Annotated in this window: 15 protein-coding genes and 1 pseudogene; 9 read left to right on the forward strand and 7 right to left on the reverse strand. The window is 70.6% G+C overall.

The window, feature by feature from the left end; all coding sequences use genetic code 11:
- Positions 1–21 precede the first annotated feature (21 nt).
- Positions 22–432, forward strand: a pseudogene (gene tnpA / locus IH09_RS38490) (IS200/IS605 family transposase); the annotation flags it as partial.
- Between the two features lie 62 nt (positions 433–494).
- Here tnpA and IH09_RS34585 read toward each other — a convergent pair.
- From IH09_RS34585 to IH09_RS34610, 6 genes are all read right to left on the reverse strand, one after another.
- On the reverse strand, positions 495–1649 hold the full coding sequence (locus IH09_RS34585) for an ABC transporter ATP-binding protein (protein WP_052861688.1): 1155 nt from the start codon (positions 1647–1649) through the stop codon (positions 495–497).
- A gap of 12 nt (positions 1650–1661) precedes the next feature.
- Positions 1662–2723 (reverse strand): ABC transporter ATP-binding protein, encoded by a 1062-nt coding sequence (locus IH09_RS34590; RefSeq protein ID WP_052861691.1) that lies wholly within the window; start codon positions 2721–2723, stop codon positions 1662–1664.
- Between the two features lie 11 nt (positions 2724–2734).
- Positions 2735–3706 carry an ABC transporter permease gene (locus tag IH09_RS34595; protein WP_052861693.1) on the reverse strand — a complete coding sequence of 324 codons (972 nt, stop codon included), beginning with the start codon at positions 3704–3706 and terminating at the stop codon, positions 2735–2737.
- A gap of 127 nt (positions 3707–3833) precedes the next feature.
- Positions 3834–5636, reverse strand: a complete 1803-nt coding sequence (locus IH09_RS34600) for an ABC transporter substrate-binding protein (RefSeq protein ID WP_052861694.1) — start codon at positions 5634–5636, stop codon at positions 3834–3836.
- Positions 5637–5740: 104 nt separating this feature from the next.
- Entirely contained in the window at positions 5741–6775 is a 1035-nt protein-coding gene (locus IH09_RS34605; RefSeq protein ID WP_052861697.1) for an ABC transporter permease, read from the reverse strand.
- 493 nt (positions 6776–7268) lie between these two features.
- Complete coding sequence (locus tag IH09_RS34610) at positions 7269–9422, reverse strand: S9 family peptidase (RefSeq protein WP_052861699.1); 2154 nt, start codon at positions 9420–9422, stop codon at positions 7269–7271.
- 262 nt (positions 9423–9684) lie between these two features.
- On the opposite strand from IH09_RS34610, the gene IH09_RS34615 reads away from it, so the two are divergent.
- The 7 genes from IH09_RS34615 to IH09_RS34645 all read left to right on the forward strand — a co-directional run bounded on the left by IH09_RS34615 (position 9685) and on the right by IH09_RS34645 (position 16892).
- A complete protein-coding gene (locus IH09_RS34615) occupies positions 9685–9879 on the forward strand; it encodes a hypothetical protein (protein WP_052861700.1) in 195 nt (64 codons plus the stop codon).
- A gap of 127 nt (positions 9880–10006) precedes the next feature.
- The gene (mshB, locus tag IH09_RS34620; protein ID WP_052861702.1) at positions 10007–10951 is read left to right on the forward strand and encodes an N-acetyl-1-D-myo-inositol-2-amino-2-deoxy-alpha-D-glucopyranoside deacetylase; all 945 of its coding nucleotides are present in this window, start codon (positions 10007–10009) and stop codon (positions 10949–10951) included.
- Positions 10948–11445, forward strand: a complete 498-nt coding sequence (locus IH09_RS34625; RefSeq protein ID WP_052861703.1) for a DUF6113 family protein — start codon at positions 10948–10950, stop codon at positions 11443–11445. The genes mshB and IH09_RS34625 overlap by 4 nt, the downstream gene beginning before the upstream one ends.
- Positions 11446–11660: 215 nt before the next feature.
- The gene (locus IH09_RS34630) at positions 11661–13778 is read left to right on the forward strand and encodes a hypothetical protein (RefSeq protein WP_052861705.1); all 2118 of its coding nucleotides are present in this window, start codon (positions 11661–11663) and stop codon (positions 13776–13778) included.
- Positions 13779–13939: 161 nt separating this feature from the next.
- On the forward strand, positions 13940–14911 hold the full coding sequence (locus tag IH09_RS34635; RefSeq protein ID WP_052861707.1) for an ABC transporter ATP-binding protein: 972 nt from the start codon (positions 13940–13942) through the stop codon (positions 14909–14911).
- The gene (locus IH09_RS34640) at positions 14908–15645 is read left to right on the forward strand and encodes an ABC transporter permease (protein ID WP_052861709.1); all 738 of its coding nucleotides are present in this window, start codon (positions 14908–14910) and stop codon (positions 15643–15645) included. The genes IH09_RS34635 and IH09_RS34640 overlap by 4 nt, the downstream gene beginning before the upstream one ends.
- Complete coding sequence (locus IH09_RS34645; protein WP_052861711.1) at positions 15642–16892, forward strand: histidine kinase; 1251 nt, start codon at positions 15642–15644, stop codon at positions 16890–16892. Before IH09_RS34640 ends, IH09_RS34645 begins: the two co-directional genes overlap by 4 nt.
- A gap of 585 nt (positions 16893–17477) precedes the next feature.
- On the opposite strand, the gene IH09_RS34650 is transcribed toward IH09_RS34645, so the two are convergent.
- Entirely contained in the window at positions 17478–17873 is a 396-nt protein-coding gene (locus IH09_RS34650; protein ID WP_143682060.1) for a hypothetical protein, read from the reverse strand.
- Between the two features lie 990 nt (positions 17874–18863).
- On the opposite strand from IH09_RS34650, the gene IH09_RS34655 reads away from it, so the two are divergent.
- Positions 18864–20078 carry an IS110 family RNA-guided transposase gene (locus tag IH09_RS34655; RefSeq protein WP_052861714.1) on the forward strand — a complete coding sequence of 405 codons (1215 nt, stop codon included), beginning with the start codon at positions 18864–18866 and terminating at the stop codon, positions 20076–20078.
- Positions 20079–20327 lie beyond the last annotated feature (249 nt).

A 20327-nucleotide genomic window follows, 5' to 3' on the forward strand; every position in this document is an offset into this window, starting at 1 on the left:
TCAGCGTACTGCGGTGGGTTTATGGCCGAATATCAGAACATTCGAACTGGTCGTCACTGCGCTTTCATCCTCCACGCCCACGTGGTTTTCGTGACGAAGTACCAGCACAAGGTCTTCAAAGGCACGCACCTGACGCACATGGAGGAGATCAGGCACGCCGTGTGCGAGGACTTCGAGTGCAAGCTGGTGGAGTTCAACGACGAGAACAACCACGTGCACCCGCTGGTGAACTTCCCGCCGAAGATGGCCCTGCCCAAGCTGGTCAACTCACTGAAAGGCGTCAGCTCCCGCAAGCTCCGCCAGAAGTATCCCGACCTCGTCCGGCACTACCGGCGGGCTCAGCGGCTGTGGTCCCGTTCCTACTTCGCCGGATCAGTTGGCGGCGCGCCACTGTCGATCGTCCGTCAGTACATCGAGCAGCAGAACCGTCCACTCCAGCCTGCAGGTCAGAGCAACGCTCAGAATCGCTTCACCTCCCCCGTGAACGGGCCGGGTCAAGGGGTCTTGTCGGTCTCGCCGTCCTTACCGGACGGCGCGACCGGCGCCTCCTCGATCGCGGCCAGTGCCGGATCGAGGATGATGTCCTCGTCCCGCGCCGCGGTCGTCGGTTCTTCGGGGAAGTGGCAGGCGGTGAGATGGCCCGCCGGGTTCCCGGTGATCTGGACGAGCGGCGGCTCCTCCGACGCGCACTTGTCCTGCGCCTTCCAGCAGCGGGTGCGGAACCGGCAGCCCGACGGCGGGTTGACGGGGGAGGGCACGTCGCCGGCGAGCCGGATGCGCTCGCGGTCCTCCTCCTCGGACTCCACGAGCTTGGCCTCGGGAACGGCCGAGAGCAGCGCGTGGGTGTACGGGTGGCGCGGCCGGTGGTAGATCTCGTCCCGGGTGCCCACCTCGACGATCTTGCCGAGGTACATCACCGCGACCCGCTCGCTGAAGTGCCGCACGATCGCCAGGTCGTGGGCGATGAAGAGGAAGGCGATGCCCAGGTCGCGCTGGAGCTGCTGGAGCAGGTTGACGACCTGCGCCTGGATGGAGACGTCCAGCGCGGAGACCGGCTCGTCCGCGACGATCAGCTTCGGCTCCAGGGCGAGCGCACGGGCCACGCCGATGCGCTGGCGCTGGCCGCCGGAGAACTCGTGCGGGAAGCGGTTGTAGTGCTCCGGGTTGAGGCCCACGGTCTCCAGGAGCTCGCGGACCCGCTTCTCCCGGCCGCCGGGCGGGTTGATCCCGTTGATCTCCATCGGGCCGCCGATGATGGTGCCGACCGTCTGCCGCGGGTTCAGCGAGGCGTACGGGTCCTGGAAGATCATCTGGATCTCGGAGCGGACCGGCGCGAGTTCCTTGCGCTTGGCGTGGGTGATGTCCTGGCCCGCGTAGGTGACCTTGCCGGAGGTCGGCTCCATGAGCCGGGTGAGCAGCCGCCCGGTGGTGGACTTACCGCAGCCCGACTCGCCGACCAGGCCGAAGCTCTCGCCCGCGTGCACCGTCAGGTCGACGCCGTCGACCGCCTGGACCGCGCCGACCTTCCGCTTGAACGGGAAGCCGCCGTAGATCGGGAAGTGCTTGGTGAGCCCCTCGGCGGTGAGCAGGGGCTCGCCCGGTGTGGGCGCGGCGTCGCGGGGCGCGGGGAGGGTGACGTTCTCTGTCATGGTGGTGGCTCCCTAGCCCAGCCGGGGCTTGATCTGCTCGGTGAAGAGGGTCTGCTTCTGCTCGGCGCTGAGGTGGCACGCGGCGGCCCGGCCGAGCTCCAGCAGCGGCCGCTCATCGGTGCAACGCGCGGCGCCGACCGTGTCGGCGAACCCGCAGCGCGGGTGGAAGGCGCAGCCCGACGGCGGGTTGAGCAGGCTCGGCGGGCTGCCGGGGATCGGGTGCAGCGACTCGTTGACGTCCGAGGAGAGCCGCGGCATGGAGCTCAGCAGACCCCAGGTGTACGGGTGCCGGGGCTGGGTGAGGATCTCCTTGACGGAGCCGCGCTCCACGGCCCGTCCCGCGTACATCACCAGCAGGTCGTCCGCGATGTTGGCGACCACCCCGAGGTCGTGGGTGATCAGGATGATCGCGGAGCCGAACTCCTGCTGGAGGTCCTTGAGCAGGTCCAGGATCTGCGCCTGGACGGTGACGTCCAGGGCGGTGGTCGGCTCGTCCGCGATCAGCAGCTCGGGGTTGCAGACCAGCGACATGGCGATCATGGCGCGCTGGCGCATACCGCCGGAGAACTGGTGCGGGTAGTCGTCCACCCGCAGATTCGGCTGCGGGATGCCGACCTTGGTCAGCATCTCGATCGCGCGCTGCCGGCCCTCGCGCTTGCTCGCGCCGGTGTGCTTGATGAACGGCTCCGCGATCTGCCGGCCGACCGTGTAGTACGGCGACAGCGCGGTGAGCGCGTCCTGGAAGATCATGGCCATCTTGTTGCCGCGGAGCTTCTCCAGGGACTTCTCCCGGGCCCTGGTCAACTCCTCGCCGTCCAGGGTGATATCGCCCGTGATCTCGGTGGACTTGGGGTTGTGCAGCCCCAGGACGGCGAGGTTGGTGACGGACTTGCCGGATCCCGACTCGCCGACGATACCGAGCGTCTTGCCGCGTTCCAGATCGAAGGAGAGGCCGTCGACCGCCTTGACGATGCCGTCCTCGGTGGAGAACCGCACGTGCAGGTCGCGGACGGAGAGGAAGGGGGCCGATCCGGTCGGGACCGGTGCGCCCTCGGTCGTGGTGAGTGTGGTCACTTCAGGCTCTCCTAGGACAGGCGCACGCGCGGGTCGATGAAGGCGTACGTCGCATCCACAATGATGTTGAACACCAGGATCAGGGCCGCGCTGAAGATCAGCACGCCCAGCACCATGGGCAGGTCGAGGGTGGTGACGGAGTTGATCGCGAGCCGGCCGACGCCCGCCAGCGAGAAGGTGAACTCGGTGATCATGGCGCCGCCGAAGAGCGACCCCAGGTCCATGCCGAGGATGGTGACGATGGGGATCAGCGAACCGCGCCAGGCGTACCGCAGGAAGACATAGCGGGCGGGCATGCCCTTGGCCTTCGCCGTGCGGACGTGCTCCTCCTGGAGCTGCTCGATCATCGTCGAGCGCGACATACGGGTGTACTGCGCGGTGAAGATCGTCGCCATCACCAGCCAGGGCAGCAGCAGGCCCATGAACCAGCCGGCGGGGCTGGAGGCGAAGGGCACGTACTTCGGGGATTCCATGACGCCGCTGTAGACGAAGAGGCCGAGCACGATCGGGCCGAGGATGTAGATCTGCACCGAGCTGAGGACCATGGACACGCCGGTGACGGCCTTGTCCAGCACCGTGCCGCGCTTCCAGGCGGCGAGCAGACCGGCGCCCAGGCCGATGACCAGGAAGGCGATGGCACCGCCGAGGGCCAGCGACGCCGTGGTGGGCAGCCGGTCCATCAGGGTCGACCAGACGTCCTGCTTGGTCGCGAAGGAGTAGCCGAAGCAGGGGGCGCTGCAGTGGCCGATGCTGTAGTCGCGGCCCGTGAAGATGCCCGCGAGGAAGTCCCAGTACTGCGTCGGCAGGGGCTTGTCGAGGCCGAGGTTCTGGTGGATCAGCGCGATGTTGTCAGCGGTGCAGTTCTTGCCGCAGGACATCATCGCCGGGTCGCCCACGGAGAAGAACACGAAGAAGGTGAAGGCGCTCAGCAGGATGAGGGTGACGACCGCGCCGAACGTCCGGCGAAATAGGAATTGAAGCATGGCAGTTCGCTGCTCTCAGGACGGCGGCGGCAGTGGGTAAGAGGGGTTGCGGTGAAGGCCCCGGAGGGCACGCGTTCCGCCGTACGCGCGCGCTCCGGGGTCCCTTCTGCGGTGCCTGGTGAAGTGCCTACTTCTTGAGGAACAGCGTGTTCGGGTCCATGTAGCTGATGTCGCTGCTGTAGCGGGTACCGCCGACGTTGGAGCCGTACAGCTGGAGGGTCTTGGTGTAGAACACCGGGGCGGCCGGGTTGACCTTCTCCACGATGTACTTGTGCAGCTTGACCCACTCCGCGGTCGCCTGCGTGACGTCCGTGAGCTTGCTGATGCGCGCGATCTCGGAGTTCACGTGCGGGTCGTTGATGTGCGAGTAGTTCGAGGAGCCGTCCTGGATCTGGGTGCCGTCGTACGACGGCGGGATCACGGTCGACGCGTCGGCCCAGTCCTGGCCCCAGCCGGTCATGTAGATGTCGAAGCCGTTGTCGACCTTGCCCATCTGCTCGTACCAGGAGGCCGAGTCGACCTCCTTCTTCTGCACGTCGAAGCCGGCCTTGTTCAGCGCGTCGACGATGACGACGGCTTCCTTCTGGCGGGCCTCGGTGTTGGAGTACGCGTAGACGAGCTTCATGCCCGTCTTGCCGGCCTCCTGGAGGAGCTTCTTGGCCTTCTCCGGCTCACCGTTCGGGTGGCTGAGCTTGCCGTAGGGGTCGTAGCCCTTCTCGTAACCGGCGACGGTCGGGGCGAGCAGACCGCCCGCGATCTCACCGCCGTAGCTGCCGCCGTTGACCCGGACGATCTGGCCGTTCGGCAGCGCGTAGGTGATCGCGTCGCGGATCTTCTTGTCCTTGAGGCGGTCCATGTTCATGTTCATCTGCCAGACGTAGGGCTGGTAGCCCTGCACCAGGCGCTTGCTGGCGTTGGGGTCGTCCAGCACCTGCTTCGTCAGCGTCGGGTCGACCGCGTTGGAGAAGCTGATCGCGTTCTTGGCCTCGCCCTGGTCGGCCTCCAGACGCTTGGTGGAGTCCGACGCCTGGTGGTTGAAGGTGATGTCGAAGCCGTCGACGTACTGGTGGCGCATCGCGTCGGTCTTGGGGTCCCAGTTGGTGTTCTTCACCAGCTTCATGGACTTGCCCGACTTGAACGAGGCGATCTTGTACGGACCCGTGCACACCGGCGCGACGTCGTACTTGTCCTGGGTGTCCTTCGCACCGTCCGGGACGGCGCTGTAACCCGGCATGGTCAGCGCGTACGGGAGCTGCGACTGCGGCTCGTTGAAGTGGAAGATGATGGTCTTGTCATCCGGCGTGTCCAGCACCGTCTTGGGCAGGTGGTCACCCTTGTACGGACCGTCCGGCAGCGCCTTGCGGTACGCGGTGCCCTTGCCCGACAGCCACTGCTGCACATAGGTGGGGCCGTCGGTGATGAACTTGGCGTAGGTGCGCTCGATGGTGTGGCGGATGTCGGCCGAGGTGATCGGCTTGCCGTCGTCGAACTTGACGCCGTCCTTGAGCGTGTACTTCCAGGTCTTGCCGCCGTCGGACATCTGGCCGGAGTCGGTGGCGAGGTCGCCGACCACCGTCTGCTTGCCGTTGTCGTCCTGCCGGAAGCTGGTCAGACCGCGGAAGACCAGGTTCGCCAGGACCTTCATGTCGCTGACGTACATCTGGGCCGGGTCGAGGTGGTTGAAACTGTCACGCTGGTAGACGGTGATGGTGCCGCCGGACTTGGCATCCTTCACCGCGGGCGCGGGACCGGTGGACTCGGCGGCCGTGCCGAACGCCACCGCCGTGGACTGCGACGCGGCGTCCTTGTCCGACTTCGACTTGTCCTTGCTGTCCTTGCCGCCGCCGCTGCTGCATCCGGTCAGTGCGAGCGATCCGGCCGCGAGGGCCACGATCGCCGCACGCGCTCTGCGCGTAGAGAAAGTGTTCATGACGTTCCAAGCACCTGCCTGTCAGTTGTTGTCCAGATGTGCTGTCTGACGCATCCGGTACCAGCCCGGCGCGGGGGTGACAGCAACCCCCCTCAAATGGACGATCAACGCCCGGATTTGGGATCGAAGGCGTCCCGGACCGAGTCCCCGAGAAGGTTGAAGCACAGCACGAAGATCACCATCGCGGCGCCGGGGAAGAGCAAGTAGGTCGGGTCGTTCTCGTACACGCTGCCGGCCGTGTGGAACATCCGGCCCCAGTCCGGGGTCGGCTCCATGATGCCGACGCCCAGGTAGGACAGACCGGCCTCCGCCGTCACGAACAGCGGGAGCATGTAGGTGGTCTGCACGAGGATCGGGGTGACCACGTTGGGCAGCAGTTCCTTGCGGATGATCCGCCAGGGGGACGCGCCGGTGATCTTCGCGGCCTCGACGAACTCCCGCTCGCGCAGCGACAGCACCTGGCCGCGCAGCAGACGGGCCAGCCCCATCCAGCCGAGCGCCCACTGGACGATGACCAGTGCCGTCACCCGGATGTAGGTGGGGGTCTCGTCCGACGGCGGCACGAAGATCGCCACGACGACGGGCATGAACGCCACGAAGGTGAGCTGGCTGGGGAAGGCGAGCAGGAAGTCGATGACCCGGCCGAGCCAGTAGTCGGTCCGGCCGCCCACATAGCCGGCCGTGACACCGAGGATGGTGCCGGTGATGACGACCAGGATGGTCACCGCCACCGAGATGCCCAGGGAGGTGCGCATGCCGTACAGCAGCTGGGTGAACACGTCGCGGCCGAGCGACGGTTCGATGCCGAACCAGAAGTCGCCGGAGATGCCGCCGTTGGAACCCGCCGGATAGCCGAACTCGTCCAGCAGGTCGAAATTGTCGTTGCCGTAGAGCGTGTACGGATTCTTCCCGTACAGCTTGGCGATGACCGGAGCCAGTGCGGAGACGACGAAGAACGCGAGCACGATGATCGCGCAGATCATTCCGGTGCGGTCGCGCTTGAAGCGCGTCCACATCAGTTGGCCGGGGGAACGGCCGACGAGCTCACCGCCCTTGCGGTCCTTCTCCTTCTTCAGACCATCGGTGCCAAGCCCTGGGGTGTCGGTCTTGGTATCCGAGGTCTGGGATGGACTAGTCATCGCGAAGTGCCCCCGCGCCGAGTTCTCTTGGAACGTGAAGCGGCACCGATTCGTACCGCTGGATGAGCGGACTTTCGCAAGTGATTTATGGCGGAGTCAAGGGGATGAGGAGTGCGGATGCGCAGGTGGCCCGCTTCTTGAGCGAACATTACGCAGATTGACGCACAGGCGTGCTTGACAGCCGGCCGCGATATACGGCATGGGGGACATATCGCAACCAACTGTGTTAACGAGACGGCAACTTGCCTGTCGCGACACCGATATACGGACGCAGCATGCTGGACACCGTACGGCCGTGCGGGTGCCGTGGACCGGCCGGGACGCCGTCGAGCGCCCCGGCCGGTCGCCGTTCACCCCCGCCGCACCGGGCCCGCCGGAGCCCCCTCGGTGACGACGCGGCCCCGCCGGAACGACACCGCCGCCCGGCCCGCGAGAGGCGGACGGAGGCGGCGGTCGTCATCGGCGGGGCCTTAACAGATGCGATGACGCGGCGTCAGGCCATTCCCAGATGCCGCTTGAGGAAGTCGACCTGGAGGAGCAGCAGGTTCTCCGCCACCTGCTCCTGCGGCGTCATATGCGTCACCCCGGACAGCGGCAGCACCTCGTGCGGACGGCCCGCCGCGAGCAGCGCCGAGGAGAGTCGCAGGGAGTGCGCGACGACGACGTTGTCGTCCGCGAGACCGTGCACGATCAGCATCGGGCGGTGCTGGTCCGCCGCCCCCGAAAGCCCCTCGTCGGTGAGCACCGAATTGGCGGCGTAGACCGCCGGCTCCTCGTCCGGGTGGCCGAGGTAGCGCTCCTGGTAGTGGGTGTCGTACAGCCGCAGATCGGTCACCGGCGCGCCCACCACGGCCGCGTGGAAGACGTCCGGGCGGCGCAGCGCGGCCAGCGCCGCCAGATAGCCGCCGAAGGACCAGCCCCGGATGGCGACCCGCGTCAGGTCCAGGGGGAAGGATCCGGCCAGTGCGTGGAGGGCGGCCACCTGATCCGCCAGCACGACCTCCCCGATGGTCCTGGAGACCGCCTTCTCCCAGGCGGGGGAGCGGCCCGGGGTGCCCCGGCCGTCCGCGACGAGCACCGCGAACCCCTGGTCGGCGAACCACTGGGACGTCAGATGCGCGTTGTGCGCGGCGACCACCCGCTGGCCGTGCGGACCGCCGTACGGGTCCAGCAGCACCGGCAGCGGACCGTCGCCCTCCGTGTAGCCGGACGGCAGCAGCACCGCGCACGGGATCTCCCGCTCGCCCGCCAGGACCAGCCGGGGACGCGCGGTCAGTACCGGCTCCTCCGCGTACGAACCGATCGTGGCGAGCGTCTTCTCGCTGCCGTCCGCGGCCAGCCGCACCACCTCCGCCCGGACGCCGGGCCGCTCCAGCGACGCCTGGGACACCACCGCCACCTCGCCGGAGCGCACCGCCGAGGAGACCGTCGGATGCGGCCGCTCGCCGACCCGCTCCCAGCCGCCCTGGTCGCCGCTGCCGCGGAACCAGGCGCGGTAGACGCCGATGTCGTGCGTCTGGGTGCCGCTGGCGGCGAAGAGCACATCGTCCTCGCCGATGTCCAGCACGGCGCGGACGTGCAGCGGCGCCGCGGTCAGCGGACGGTCCCCGACGAACAGCTTCCGGGCGCCGCCCTCGTCCGCGATCCGCACGAGCCGGCCGTCCGGCGTCCAGGCGGGCGACCCGGGGAACAGCTCCAGCCACACCGCGTCCTCCTCGGCGTGCACCGTGCTGGTGGCGCCGGTCTCGGTGTCGACCGTCAGATAGCGCTGGGCGCGCTGGTCACGGGACTGGACCAGGAGGAGCGGCGGCCCGGCCGCGGACCAGTGCACCCGCGCCAGATAGGGGTAGCGCTCGGTGTCCCACGTCACGTCCGTCCGGGCACCGTCCAGCCCGAGGAACGCCAGTGTGACCTTGGCGTTGGGGGTGCCGGCCGCCGGATAGGCGATCCGCGCGGGCTCGCGGTCCGGATGGGCGGGGTCGGCGATCCACCAGCGCCGCACGGGCGATTCGTCCACCCGCGCGGCCAGCACCCGGTCGCTCTCCGGCGACCACCAGAAGCCCCGGTGACGGGCCATCTCCTCGGCCGCGATGAACTCGGCCAGGCCCCAGGTGACCTCGGGCCCGTCCGGCTCCGCCAGCGCGCGGTCCCCGTGCCCGTCCGCCGCGCCGTCGACCGCGATCACCCGCAGCCGGCCCTCGGCCGCGTAGGCGACGTACCGGCCGTCCGGCGACGGCCGCGGGTCCACCACCGGTCCCCGGGCCGGGAGTTCACGCGTCGTACCGGCCCGCAGCTCGGAGACGAACAGCCGGCCGGAGAGGGTGAAGGACGCCAACTCCACGGCGGAGTCCACCGCGTAGCCGATGATGCCGGCCGAGCCCTCGCGGGACCGCTCGCGGCGGGCCCGCTCCTGCGGGGAGAGCTCCTCGTCGGCGCCGGCGAGCAGGGCCGACGGGTCGGCGGCGGCGAACTCCCGTCCCTCGTTCAGGTTCAGGACCCACAGCCGCTGGGCGCGGTCGGTGCCCGACGGCGAGCGGAGGAAGACGACGCGCGCGCCGTCGGGGGAGACGGCGTAGTCGCGGGGCGCGCCGAGCGTGAAGCGCTGGGTGCGCGCGTGCTGCCGAGGAAACGAGAGCTGTCCGGTCATGCCACCGAGCCTACGGCGGGCCGCGGTTCGCGGGGGTGGTGTCCGCCCGTCGCGAAACCGGTGTGCGCCCCCGCTCTGCTTCCGTGCACCGACATATGCGCGCGCTCGGAAAGTTATGATCCCATGCGCGTAGGTGGGTACGGAGTAACGCGTAGTGGGTACTGGGTAAAGAGCCCTTGGCATACCCGGGACGCGGAACCGCCGACACGGTCCGTGCCCCGTCAACCCTGTCCGGTCCGTGCGTACTTGGAGGTGAGCCGCCGTGGCACTCTCGATTTCGGTGGTGCTGCTGCTGGTGATCATCGTCGTCCTGCTCGTCAGGAAGTCCGGACTGAAGGGCGGGCATGCGTTCGTCTGCATGCTGCTGGGCTTCTACCTGGCCAGCTCGTCCATCGCTCCGACGATCAAGCAGCTGACGACGAACGTCGCCGGGATGCTCGGAGGCATCAAGTTCTGACGGACGGGTCGCTCCCGCCCGGTCCGCCGCCGCACCGTGACCGCCCGCCCGGCCCCGTGGCCGGGCGGCTGCGCCGTGCCCGCCCTCGGGTGCCGGGCCCGGTCCGGGCGGCTCGTACGCTGTCTGCATGACCGATCTACCCGCCCGCCGTCTGCTGCTGGTGCATGCCCACCCGGATGACGAGTCGATCAACAACGGCGCCACCATGGCCAGGTACGCGGCCGAGGGCGCGCTGGTCACGCTCGTGACCTGCACCCTGGGCGAGGAGGGCGAGGTCATCCCGCCCGAGCTCGCGCATCTCGCCCCCGACCGGGACGACACCCTGGGCCCGCACCGCGCCGGTGAGCTGGCCGCCGCGATGGCGGCCCTGGGCGTCACCGACCACCGCTTCCTCGGCGGAGCGGGCCGCTACCGCGACTCCGGGATGATGGGCGCCCCGCAGAACGACCGGCCGGCCGCCTTCTGGCAGGCCGGCCTCGACGAGGCGGCCGCCCATCTGGTGGCGGTCATCCGGGAGGTCCGGCCGCAGGTTCTGATCGCGTATGACCCGAACGGCGGATACGGCCACCCCGACCACATCCAGGCGCACCGCGTCGCGATGCGCGGCGCCGAGCTCGCCGCGCAGGCCGACTTCCGGCCAGATCTTGGCGCGTCGTTTGCGATCGGGAAAATCTACTGGAACTGCAACCCCCGGTCGGTGGTCGAGGAGGGCTTCGCGCGGCTGCGCGCGGCCGGCCGGGCCTTCCCCGGAGTGGCCTCCGTGGACGATGTGCCGGGAGTGGTGCCGGACGCCGAGGTCACGGCGTCGATCACGGCGCGCGCGGAACACGCGGCGGCGAAGTCCGCGGCGATGCGCGCCCACGCCACCCAGGTCGCGGTCGACGGGCCGTTCTTCGCGCTCTCCAACGACCTGGGCCAGCCGCTGTTCGCCACCGAGCACTACCGGCTCGTGCACGGCGTCCGGGGTGCGGCGGACGGCGAGCGCGAGGACGATCTGTTTGCGGGGGTCGCGGGGACATCCGGGAGCACGGCGACGGCGGGCAGTGCCCGGAACGAGGAGGCGGCGACATGAGCGAAGCGAAGGGCGGCGCGGCGGCGGGCAACGGAGCCCGGCGGGCGCGGGCGGGCGCGGGCGGTACCTCCGGGCCACGGCCGGGCGCCTCGGCGGCACCGGCGCCCGCACCGGCCCCGCGGAGCACCCCGGCCCGGGTGGGCACGTACGCGCTGTTGCTGATCACGGGCGTGCTGGTGGCGATCGCCGGGGCGCTCGTCCAAGCGGCATGGTTCCCGGGCGGGTTGGCGCTGGCGCTGCTCGCCCTCGGCGGACTCTTCCACGGCGGCGCCCTGGCGACGGGCACCACGGCCGGTGCGCTGGTGCCCGGCGCGGCCTGGCTGGTGACGGTGTTCCTGCTGATCAGCGACACCCGGCCGGAGGGCGACTTCCTCTTCGGGGCGGGGACCGGCTCGTATGTCTTCCTGGTGGGCGGCATCGTGGTGGCTGTGATCTGTACCACCGCGGCCCAGATGCGCGCTACGGGTGCATCCCCCGGCCGAGTTGGCGGATGACGTGGCCCATACCAGGACGCAAGGTGTGCCGGACCGGGTGACCTGCGCCGCTGCCGGGGGTCCGTCCGGACCCCGGGTGCCAGGACGCTCCCAGAGTGCCGGCCTGCGGCGGACAGTATGGTGGTGCGCGCCGCCGCGCCGCCCTGGGGGCACCTGCCGGCGTCAGGCCGGGGATCATCTCTGACGAGCGGCGGAGCCAACCGGGAGAACCTGCTTTGAGTCGTGAATCTGACAGTTCGTCCTCCGGCCTCCCAGGCCGTGGCGCAGCCGCGTACCCCTCGGGCACGCCGCCGTACGGCACGCCCCGGGGAGATGCCGACGAGGCGCCGGCGCCCGGTGCCGCGGCCCGGCCGGAGGAGCCGAAGACCGAGACCACGCTGACGACGCGGATCAAGATCAATATTCCGGGGTCGCGCCCCATCCCGCCGGTCGTCGTGCGCAAGCCCGTCGGTGAGGAGTCCGGCATGAACGGATCAGCTGGTTCCGGCGGTTCCGCCGGTCCCGCAGGTACGCCGCGCCCCGCTCGTGGAACCGAGCGGAAGGCGGAACGTACCGCCAGTACCCCGCGCCCCGAAGCGCCGGCCGACGAGGCCCCCGCGGCCGGTCCGGCCGAGAAGACCAGCGACTGGTTCGCGCCGCGCAAACCGCAGACCGGGCCGGCCGGCCAGTCGTCGACGACCGGGGCCCACCCGGCCCCGACCCCGCTCAGCGCGACCGGCCCGACACGGCCGCGCGGCCCGTCCGGCGCGACGCCCCCGCACCGCCCCGACCTGCCGTACTTCTCGGACAGCCAGGGCCCGCCGAGCGGCGGCTCGCCGTTCGACGGGGGAGCGCCCAAGGGGTTCGACGGCGCGGCCCCGCTCGGTGGCGGCTCGCCGTTCGACGGCCCTACCGGGCCCGCGCCCGACCTCAGCCCCTTCGACAGCCCCTTCGGCGCCCCCACGGGCGCCGGTCCGAGCGGTCCGACGGCCGGCCCCGCGTCCGGAGGTACCCCGCCCGGTCTCTCGCTCGGCCTCAGCGGCACCGCCATGGGCGGCGCCGCCCCGGCGGGCGACGACACCGCGCTGCTCACTCCGCAGGCGCCCGCGCCGACGGGTCCCGGCGGCGGCCTCGGCGGCATCGTGGGCGGTGCCCCGGGCGGTGCGAACGGTACGGCGCCCGGCGGCCCGAAGTCCGGCCCCAAGGGCGGTCCCAAGACCGGCGCGGCGCAGGGCGGCAGCGGCGGCTCCCGGGACCGGCTGTCCGGCGACACCCTGGTCAGCGGCATCCCGGCGATCTCCGCGGACGACGCCCCGCCGTCCCCCGCACCGTTCCCGCCCGCCGGCACCGAGAGCCCGGCCCCGGCCCCGCTCCCCAAGATCCCCGAGCCGATCAACCCGCCCAAGAAGGGCCGCAACAAGATCGTCCTCCTGGGCGTCGGTGTCGTGGTCCTGGCCGGCGTCGCCTACGGCGCGGGCCTGCTGCTCGACCACGGCGATGTGCCCAACGGCACCACGGCGCTCGGCGTGGACATCGGCGGCAGCACCAAGGACGACGCCGTCAAGACGCTGGAGGGGGCCCTCAAGGACCGCCGCACCCAGCCGCTCAAGCTCACCGTCGACGGCAAGCCGCAGACCCTCGACCCCGCCAAGGCCGGTCTGGACGTCGACGCCCAGACGACGGTCCGCGACGCGGCCGGCCGGGACTATAACCCGGTCTCCGTCATCGGCTCGCTGTTCGGCGGCACCCGCACGGCCAAGCCCGCGATGATCGTCGACGACGAGAAGCTGGAGATCGCGCTGCGGAACGTGGCGGGACCGGCCGGCGCCGCCAAGGACGGCGGGATCACCTTCGAGAACGGCAAGGCGGTGCCGCACTACGGCGCGCCGTACAAGTCCCTCGACGTCGAGGCGTCCAAGAGCAAGGTCGCCGAGGCGTACCGCCAGCGCGTCACCGGCGGTACCGACGCGCCGGTGGCGCTGGCCGCCGTCACCCAGCAGCCGAAGGTCGACAAGGCCACGGTGGACCGGGTGCTGAAGCAGTTCGCGGAGCCCGCGATGTCGGGCATGGTGACGGTCCGTACGGACGCCGCGCACGCGGTCTCCTTCAGCCCGCAGAAGTCCATCCCGAAGTTCCTGTCCTTCAAGGTGGTCAACGGCGACCTCGTGCCGTACTACGACCGGCCGGCCCTCCAGCAGCTCTACGGCGAAACCTTCAGCGGTGTCCTGGTCGCCAGGGGCGACGGCTCCAAGAAGCCGGTCAGTGTCGAGGACGTGGCGGGCGCGGTCGGCAAGGCGCTGCTCGGCACCACCTCCGCCGAGCGGATCCAGACCATCGCCACGAACGGCGACTGACCGCACGACCGGCCACCGACCGCACGAAACCGCAGGTGGAGGCCCCCGCGGGCGATTTCCTCAGGGAATCCCCTAGGGGGTCTCACCCATGACATCTGTCATCGCACAGTGCATACAGCTGACACTGCCGCGCGGTCCGCCGATCCGTGATGATTATGGACATGACGACCACAGCCACCACCACAGCCGTCGCGGGGCACCGCGCGGGCCCGGCCCCCGTGGTCAGCTTCCAGCAGGTCAGCAAGAGCTACGGTGCGGTGCGCGCGGTGGACGATCTGAATCTGGAGCTGCACCCGGGCGAGACCGTGGCCCTGCTCGGCCCGAACGGCGCGGGCAAATCCTCCACCCTCGATCTCCTCCTCGGCCTGCGCACCCCCGACTCCGGCACCCTGACCCTCTTCGGCACGACACCGCAGCAGGCCATCGCGCAGGGCAAGGTCGGCGCGATGCTCCAGAGCGGCGGCCTGATGGACGGCGTCAAGGTCCGGGAACTGGTCCGGCTCGCCAGCGATCTGCACCCGCGCGGCTACCCCGTCGACCAGATCCTGGCCACCGCCGGTATCACCGAGATCGGCGACCGGCTGATCGGCAAGCTCTCCGGCGGCCAGGAGCAGCGGGTGCGCTTCGCCCTCGCCACCGCCGGGGCCAACGACCTGATCGTGCTGGACGAGCCGACCACCGGTATGGACGTCTCGGCCCGCCAGACGTTCTGGGGCACGATGCGGGAGCAGGTCCAGCAGGGCCGTACGGTCCTGTTCGCCACCCACTACCTCGAAGAGGCCGACGAGATCGCCGACCGCGTGATCGTGCTGCACCGCGGCCGGGTGCTGGCCGACGGCACCGCGGCGGAGATCAAGGCCAGGGCCGGTGCCCGCCGGGTCACCTTCGACCTCGACGAGCCGATCGACCGCACCGCGCTGCACGGCCTGCCGTTCCTGACCGCCCTGGAGATCTCCGGCCACACGGTCCGCATCCAGTCCCAGAACGCCGACGCGACCGTGCACGCCCTCTACGGTCTCGGCCTCTACCCGCACAACCTGGAAGTCTCCGGCCTCGGTCTGGAGCAGGCATTCATCGCCCTCACCACGGCGTCCGACGCGACCCCCGCCACCGCCGAGGAGGCGGCACGATGACCACGCTGATCAAACTGGAGATCGTCCGCGCCCTGCGGAACAAGAAGTTCCTGTTCTTCTCGGTGATCTATCCCGCGGCGCTGTATCTGCTCATCGCCGGCGGCGCCGACGACAAGCCGCTGCCGGGCATGCAACTGAACATGCCCCTCTACTACATGGTCTCCATGGCGGCGTTCGGTGCCATGACGGCCGTCCTGCTGGGCAACAGCGAGCGCATCGCCAAGGAGCGCGAGAGCGGCTGGGTGCGCCAGCTGCGGCTGACCGCCCTGCCCGGCCGCGGCTATGTCGCCGCCAAGATAGCTTCGGCGGCGGTCGTCAGCCTGCCCTCGATCCTGCTGGTCATGATCGTCGCCGCGGCGGTCAAGGGCGTCCGGCTGGATGCCTGGCAGTGGATCGCCATCGCCGTCGGCACCTGGCTCGGCAGCTTCGTCTTCGCCGCCCTCGGCGTCGCCATCGGCTACCTCGCCACCGGCGACGCGGTCCGCCCGATCTCGATGCTGCTCTTCTTCGCCCTGGCCTTCCTCGGCGGCCTGTGGATGCCGATGACGCTCCTGCCGCAGTGGGTGCAGAACATCTCGGAATGGCTCCCGACCCATGCGTACGCGGCCCTCGGCGCCGCCGTCGAGGTCGGCACCGCACCGCACGTCAAGGACATGGCCATCCTGGCGGGCTATCTGCTGATCTTCGCCGGCGGCGCGGCCTGGCTGTACCGCAAGGACACCCGGAAGGCGTGACACGGGTGCGGGCGAAGAGCGTGCCGGAGGACTTCAACCCGGTGAGGATCGGGCAGGCCCCTCTCAACCGGCGGCAGGCCATCGGCAAGGTGATGTGGATCGTCATCTGGGTGATCTACTTCGTCGGCCCGGTGACGGAGCTCTTCGCCAACCGCCATTCCACCGCCGACCGCGTGCTGGGCGGCCTGGGCGTCGGCCTCTTCGTCGCGACGTACTTCACCCTGGTGTTCCGGCACATGTGGCGGACCCTGTCCGCCCTGGGGAAGTACCTCGCGCTGGCCGTGCTGGCGGTGCTGTCCTGTGTGCTCGGCACGGTCCTCGGGCCGAGCTGGCTGGTGCTCTTCATCTTCACGTCCGTGGCCTGCGGCGTGGTGCTGCCCTGGCGGCAGTCCAGATGGCTGATCCCGGTCGTCACTATCCTGCTGCTCATCGTCGGCATGCGGTACCCGGAGGCCCGCAGTTACTACCTCTTCGCCTTCGGCCTGCCGGCGATGGTCAGCGGCTACACCATGGTCGGCGTGCAGTACCTGATCACCACGACCAAGGAACTGCGCGCCGCCCGCGAGGAGGTCGCCCGCCTCGCGGCCAACGAGGAGCGGCTGCGGATGTCCCGCGATCTGCACGACCTCCTCGGCCACTCCCTCTCGCTGATCACGCTCAAGAGCGAACTGGCGGGGCGGATGCTGCCCGGCCGGCCGGCGGACGCCGCCCGGCAGGTCGCCGACATCGAGCGGGTCAGCAGGCAGGCGCTGGTGGACGTCCGGGAGGCCGTCACGGGCTACCGAAGACCGCGGCTCGCCGTCGAGCTGGCCGGGGCACGGGCCGCGCTGCACGCCGCCGGGGTGACGGCCGCGGTCGACCCGGCCCTGGAGCGCGGGCACCACGGTCTCGCGGGCGAGGCGGAGGGCGCGCTGGCCTGGGCGCTGCGCGAGGCCGTCACCAACGTCGTACGGCACAGCGGTGCGCGCCGCTGCGAGCTGCTGCTCAGCGAGGAGTGGGCGGCCGACGAGCGCCGCTGGCTCTGCCTGTCGGTACTCGACGACGGCGCGGGCCCGCCCCGCCTCCAGCACGACGGCAACGGCCTCGCCGGTCTGCGCGAGCGCCTGCTGCTGGCCGACGGCCGCCTGGAGACCGGCCCCGCCACACACGGCCGGGGCTTCGAACTCCGCGCCTGCGTCCCACTGACCGCCGTCACCCCGACCTCCGAGGCACCTGCGGCATCCGCGTCGCTCGACGATCCGGCTTGACGACGTCTCAGGCGACGTCTTAGGTGTGTCGTCCCGGGCCCCGCTCTGCAGCGTTTGGTACGCAGCTTCTCCGGCTGGCGCTGGGGGGACCGCGAGTGGCGTTGTCGGGGTCGTCTCGGTGCGTCTGGTGTCGGGGCGGCCGTTTCCGCTGTGTGGTGCGTTGTGTTGGACGCTGCGGGGCCGACTCTCTGCTGTGTGGTGTGCCGCGTTGGGTGCTGCGGGCCCGTGCTCTGCTGTGCGGTGTGCCGTGTTGGGCACTGCGGGATCTGCTCCGGGGCGTCTCGGTGCGTCCGGTATCGGGGCGGCCCTTTCCGCTGTGCGGTGCGCCGCGCCGGGCGCCGCGGGACCTGCCCTCTGCCGTGCGGTCTGCCGCGTCGGATACCGCGGACGCGTCCTCTGCTGTGCGGTGCGCCGTGTTGGACACCGCGGGATCCGCCCCGGGTCGCTTCGGTGCGTCCGGTATTGGGGCGACCCTCTCCGCCGTGCGATCCGCCGCACCGGACATCGCGGGACCCGCTCTCCGGGCGAACGGCACCACCCTGACGGCGCGCCCCGGAAGACCCGGACGAGAGCTCTCGCCGCCGGTCAGGATCCGTCGTGCTCGGCGATCTCGATCCGGACCCCGGCCGCCGTCACGTCCGTGACCACCTGCGGCCAGCATTCCCACGTCGCGCGCATCCGGTCCCGGATGGCGCGGCCGGGGATGACCAGTACGGGAATGCGCTGCTGGGACAGGAAGGCCGCGAGGGCGTTGGCAGGTTGGCGGATCGACCAGATCTCGTGGCCGCTGAGCTGGTAGCCGCGTTTCGTCACCCACGCCTGGATCAGGCCCAGTTGACCGTCCCAGTCCTTCTCGAAGTCGGTGTAGACGGGCGGTCCGGTGTCGGTGTCGTCGATCTCCCGGGCGCCGAACACCCAGCCCCACGCGCGCAGCCTCGGTTCCGCTGCCGCTACCGCTTCCCGGTGTTCTGAGTCGGCCATGCGGCCGACGCTAGCCGCTCGGCGGGGACGCCGTGAACCGCGCGAGGTGGCGCGGAGCGGGCGCGGGTACGGGAGCTGCCCGCCCCGCGCGGGGCGCCGTATGCGGGCCGCCGAATGCCGGGCGTCGCATGCCGCATGCCGCATGCCGCGAGCGTGCGGTGGATGGTGCCGGTCCCGGGACGGCGGCGCGTCGGCTCCAGACCGGTCCCGTATCGTTCCCGCGCCGGGTGCCCGGTCGTTGGTCGGCCGTTGACCCTGGGCAGGTACGGCCCCCGAGGCGGGTAGGGCCGGTACCGCCGGTACGACGGGGCCGCCCGCCTCGGAGTCTCCTGCGGAGGCTCTCCGCCGGGCATCGCTCCCGCGCCGGACGCCTGGCCGTCGGCCGTCCGCTGACCCGAGGTGGATACAGCCTCCGAGGCGGGAACGGCCGGTACCGCCGATATCCCGGGTCCGCACGCGCCGGGTCCGCACGCGCCGGGGTCGCGTGTGACAGCGCAGCCCGCCCCGGGACCGCCCGCCCCCGAGCTTCCTGCGGCGGCCGATCGCCGGGCCTAGCCTCCCGCGTCGGTCCCGTCTCGTTCCCGTGCCGGACGCCCGGCCGTCGGCCGTCCGCTGACCCGAGGTGGATACGGCCCCCGAGGCGGCAACGGCCCGTACCGCCGATACACCGGCGCCGCCCGCACCGGCGCAGCCCGCGATGGGACCGCCCGCCCCGGGCCCCGTTACCTTTTCCGTGGCCCCGCAACGGGGTGCCTGGCCCCCGGGTCCGGTATGGCTGTGTGCCCCCTGTCGAAGTCGATGACCTGGGGGGTGTTGCCGCCGGGCTTCGGGGCACCGCTTGACCGCTGATGAGGGGCCTGACGACCACTCGGGTTCGGTGCAACGCCGGACCGTTTCACGGGTGGCATGTCTGCGTAACGTGGTTGCCGGCGTGTGGTGCCGCAGGGATGGCCGGGAGCTGGGGAGACGAGAGGCGAGGGGCACGCGCACATGGTCGACACGACCGCGACAGATCTCTTCCTCGGCCTGGACCTGGGCAAGGAGTTCCACCATGCCCACGGCCGGACCGGGGATGGCAGGACCGTCCACGACAAGCGGCTGCCCAACACCGAGCCGAAACTGCTGGAGCTGTTCACCAGGCTGGTGGCGAAGTTCGGCACCGTTCTGGTGGTTGTGGACCAGGTCGCCAACATCGGCGCGCTGCCGCTGACGGTGGCCCGCGCCGCCGGGTGCCGGGTGGCCTACCTGCCGGGGCTGTCGATGCGGCGGGCCGCCGACCTGCATCCCGGTGAGGCCAAGACCGATGCCCGGGACGCGTTCGTGATCGCTGAGACCGCCCGGTCCATGCCGCACACGCTGCGCGCGGTGGACCGTGACGACGAGGTCCTGGCCGAGTTGACCATGCTCACCGGCTATGACAACGACCTGGCCGGCGAGGTCAACCGCACCACCAACCGGCTGCGCGGCCTGCTCTCCCAGATCCACCCCTCCCTGGAACGCGTGCTCGGCCCGCGCCTGGCCTACCCCTACGTCCAGGCCCTGCTTCAACGGCACGGCTCCCCGGCGAAGCTGAAGAGACTCGGCCGGGCCCGCTGCGAGGCCCTGCTCAAAGCGCACGGCTCGCGCAAGGCGAAGCAGCTGGCCGGGGAGATCTGCGACGCGCTGGCCGAGCAGACCCTCGTCGTTCCCGGCACCGAGGCGTCCGCGCTGATCGTTCCGGGACTTGCCGCTCAGCTCGCCGCCGCCCACACCCAGCGACAGGCCACCGAGCAGGAGATCGCCGCCCTGCTGGAGGCCCTCCCTCTTTTTCACCTCCTGACGACCCTGCCCGGCATGGGCGTCAGGACCACCGCCGCGGTGATCGTCGCGATCGGTGACGGCACCGGCTTCCCCACTGCCGGACACCTCGCCTCCTACGCCGGACTAGCCCCTGCCACAAAGTCTTCGGGCACCTCCATTCGCGGCGAGCACGCTCCCCACCGCGGCAACCGGCTCCTCAAACGCGCCTTGTTCCAAGCTGCGTTCGCCGCGATCGGCTGCAAGAGCGACCTGTCCTCGCGGATCTACTACGACCGTCAGCGAGCCCGCGGCAAGACCCATACCCAGGCGATCCTTCGCCTGGCCCGGCAACGCGTGAACGTCATCCACGCGATGATCCGCAATAGCACCCTCTACGAACCCCGCACCCTCGACCTCGCCGCCTAACACCCACCCCACCTCCTGCACGCCGGGCACCGGGCTGCCCGCACCGCACCCGATCCACCGGGAACATCCCGCTTCGCGGGACGTTCCCGGAAACCAGCCACGAACCCCTATGAACCAACCCCGCCAGGGTTGACCAAACAGATAGGGGCACCCCGTTATGTTTTTCGCGGTCCTGCAAGAGGGCCGCTGGCCTCCGGGCCTGGCATGACTTTTGCCCCCTGTCGAACGGATGACCTGGGGGGTGGTGTC

The organism is Streptomyces celluloflavus, assembly GCA_000720995.1.
Lineage (GTDB): Bacteria > Actinomycetota > Actinomycetes > Streptomycetales > Streptomycetaceae > Streptomyces > Streptomyces celluloflavus.

Excerpts from the sequence above, each read along its gene's own strand:
- IH09_RS34585 (WP_052861688.1), bottom strand. The coding sequence starts at position 1,649 with ATGACAGAGAACGTCACCCTCCCCGCGCCCCGCGACGCCGCGCCCACA.
- IH09_RS34595 (WP_052861693.1), bottom strand. The coding sequence starts at position 3,706 with ATGCTTCAATTCCTATTTCGCCGGACGTTCGGCGCGGTCGTCACCCTC.
- IH09_RS34600 (WP_052861694.1), bottom strand. The coding sequence starts at position 5,636 with ATGAACACTTTCTCTACGCGCAGAGCGCGTGCGGCGATCGTGGCCCTC.
- IH09_RS34605 (WP_052861697.1), bottom strand. The coding sequence starts at position 6,775 with ATGACTAGTCCATCCCAGACCTCGGATACCAAGACCGACACCCCAGGG.
- IH09_RS34610 (WP_052861699.1), bottom strand. The coding sequence starts at position 9,422 with ATGACCGGACAGCTCTCGTTTCCTCGGCAGCACGCGCGCACCCAGCGC.
- mshB (WP_052861702.1), top strand. The coding sequence starts at position 10,007 with ATGACCGATCTACCCGCCCGCCGTCTGCTGCTGGTGCATGCCCACCCG.
- IH09_RS34625 (WP_052861703.1), top strand. The coding sequence starts at position 10,948 with ATGAGCGAAGCGAAGGGCGGCGCGGCGGCGGGCAACGGAGCCCGGCGG.
- IH09_RS34635 (WP_052861707.1), top strand. The coding sequence starts at position 13,940 with ATGACGACCACAGCCACCACCACAGCCGTCGCGGGGCACCGCGCGGGC.
- IH09_RS34640 (WP_052861709.1), top strand. The coding sequence starts at position 14,908 with ATGACCACGCTGATCAAACTGGAGATCGTCCGCGCCCTGCGGAACAAG.
- IH09_RS34650 (WP_143682060.1), bottom strand. The coding sequence starts at position 17,873 with ATGGCCGACTCAGAACACCGGGAAGCGGTAGCGGCAGCGGAACCGAGG.
- IH09_RS34655 (WP_052861714.1), top strand. The coding sequence starts at position 18,864 with ATGGTCGACACGACCGCGACAGATCTCTTCCTCGGCCTGGACCTGGGC.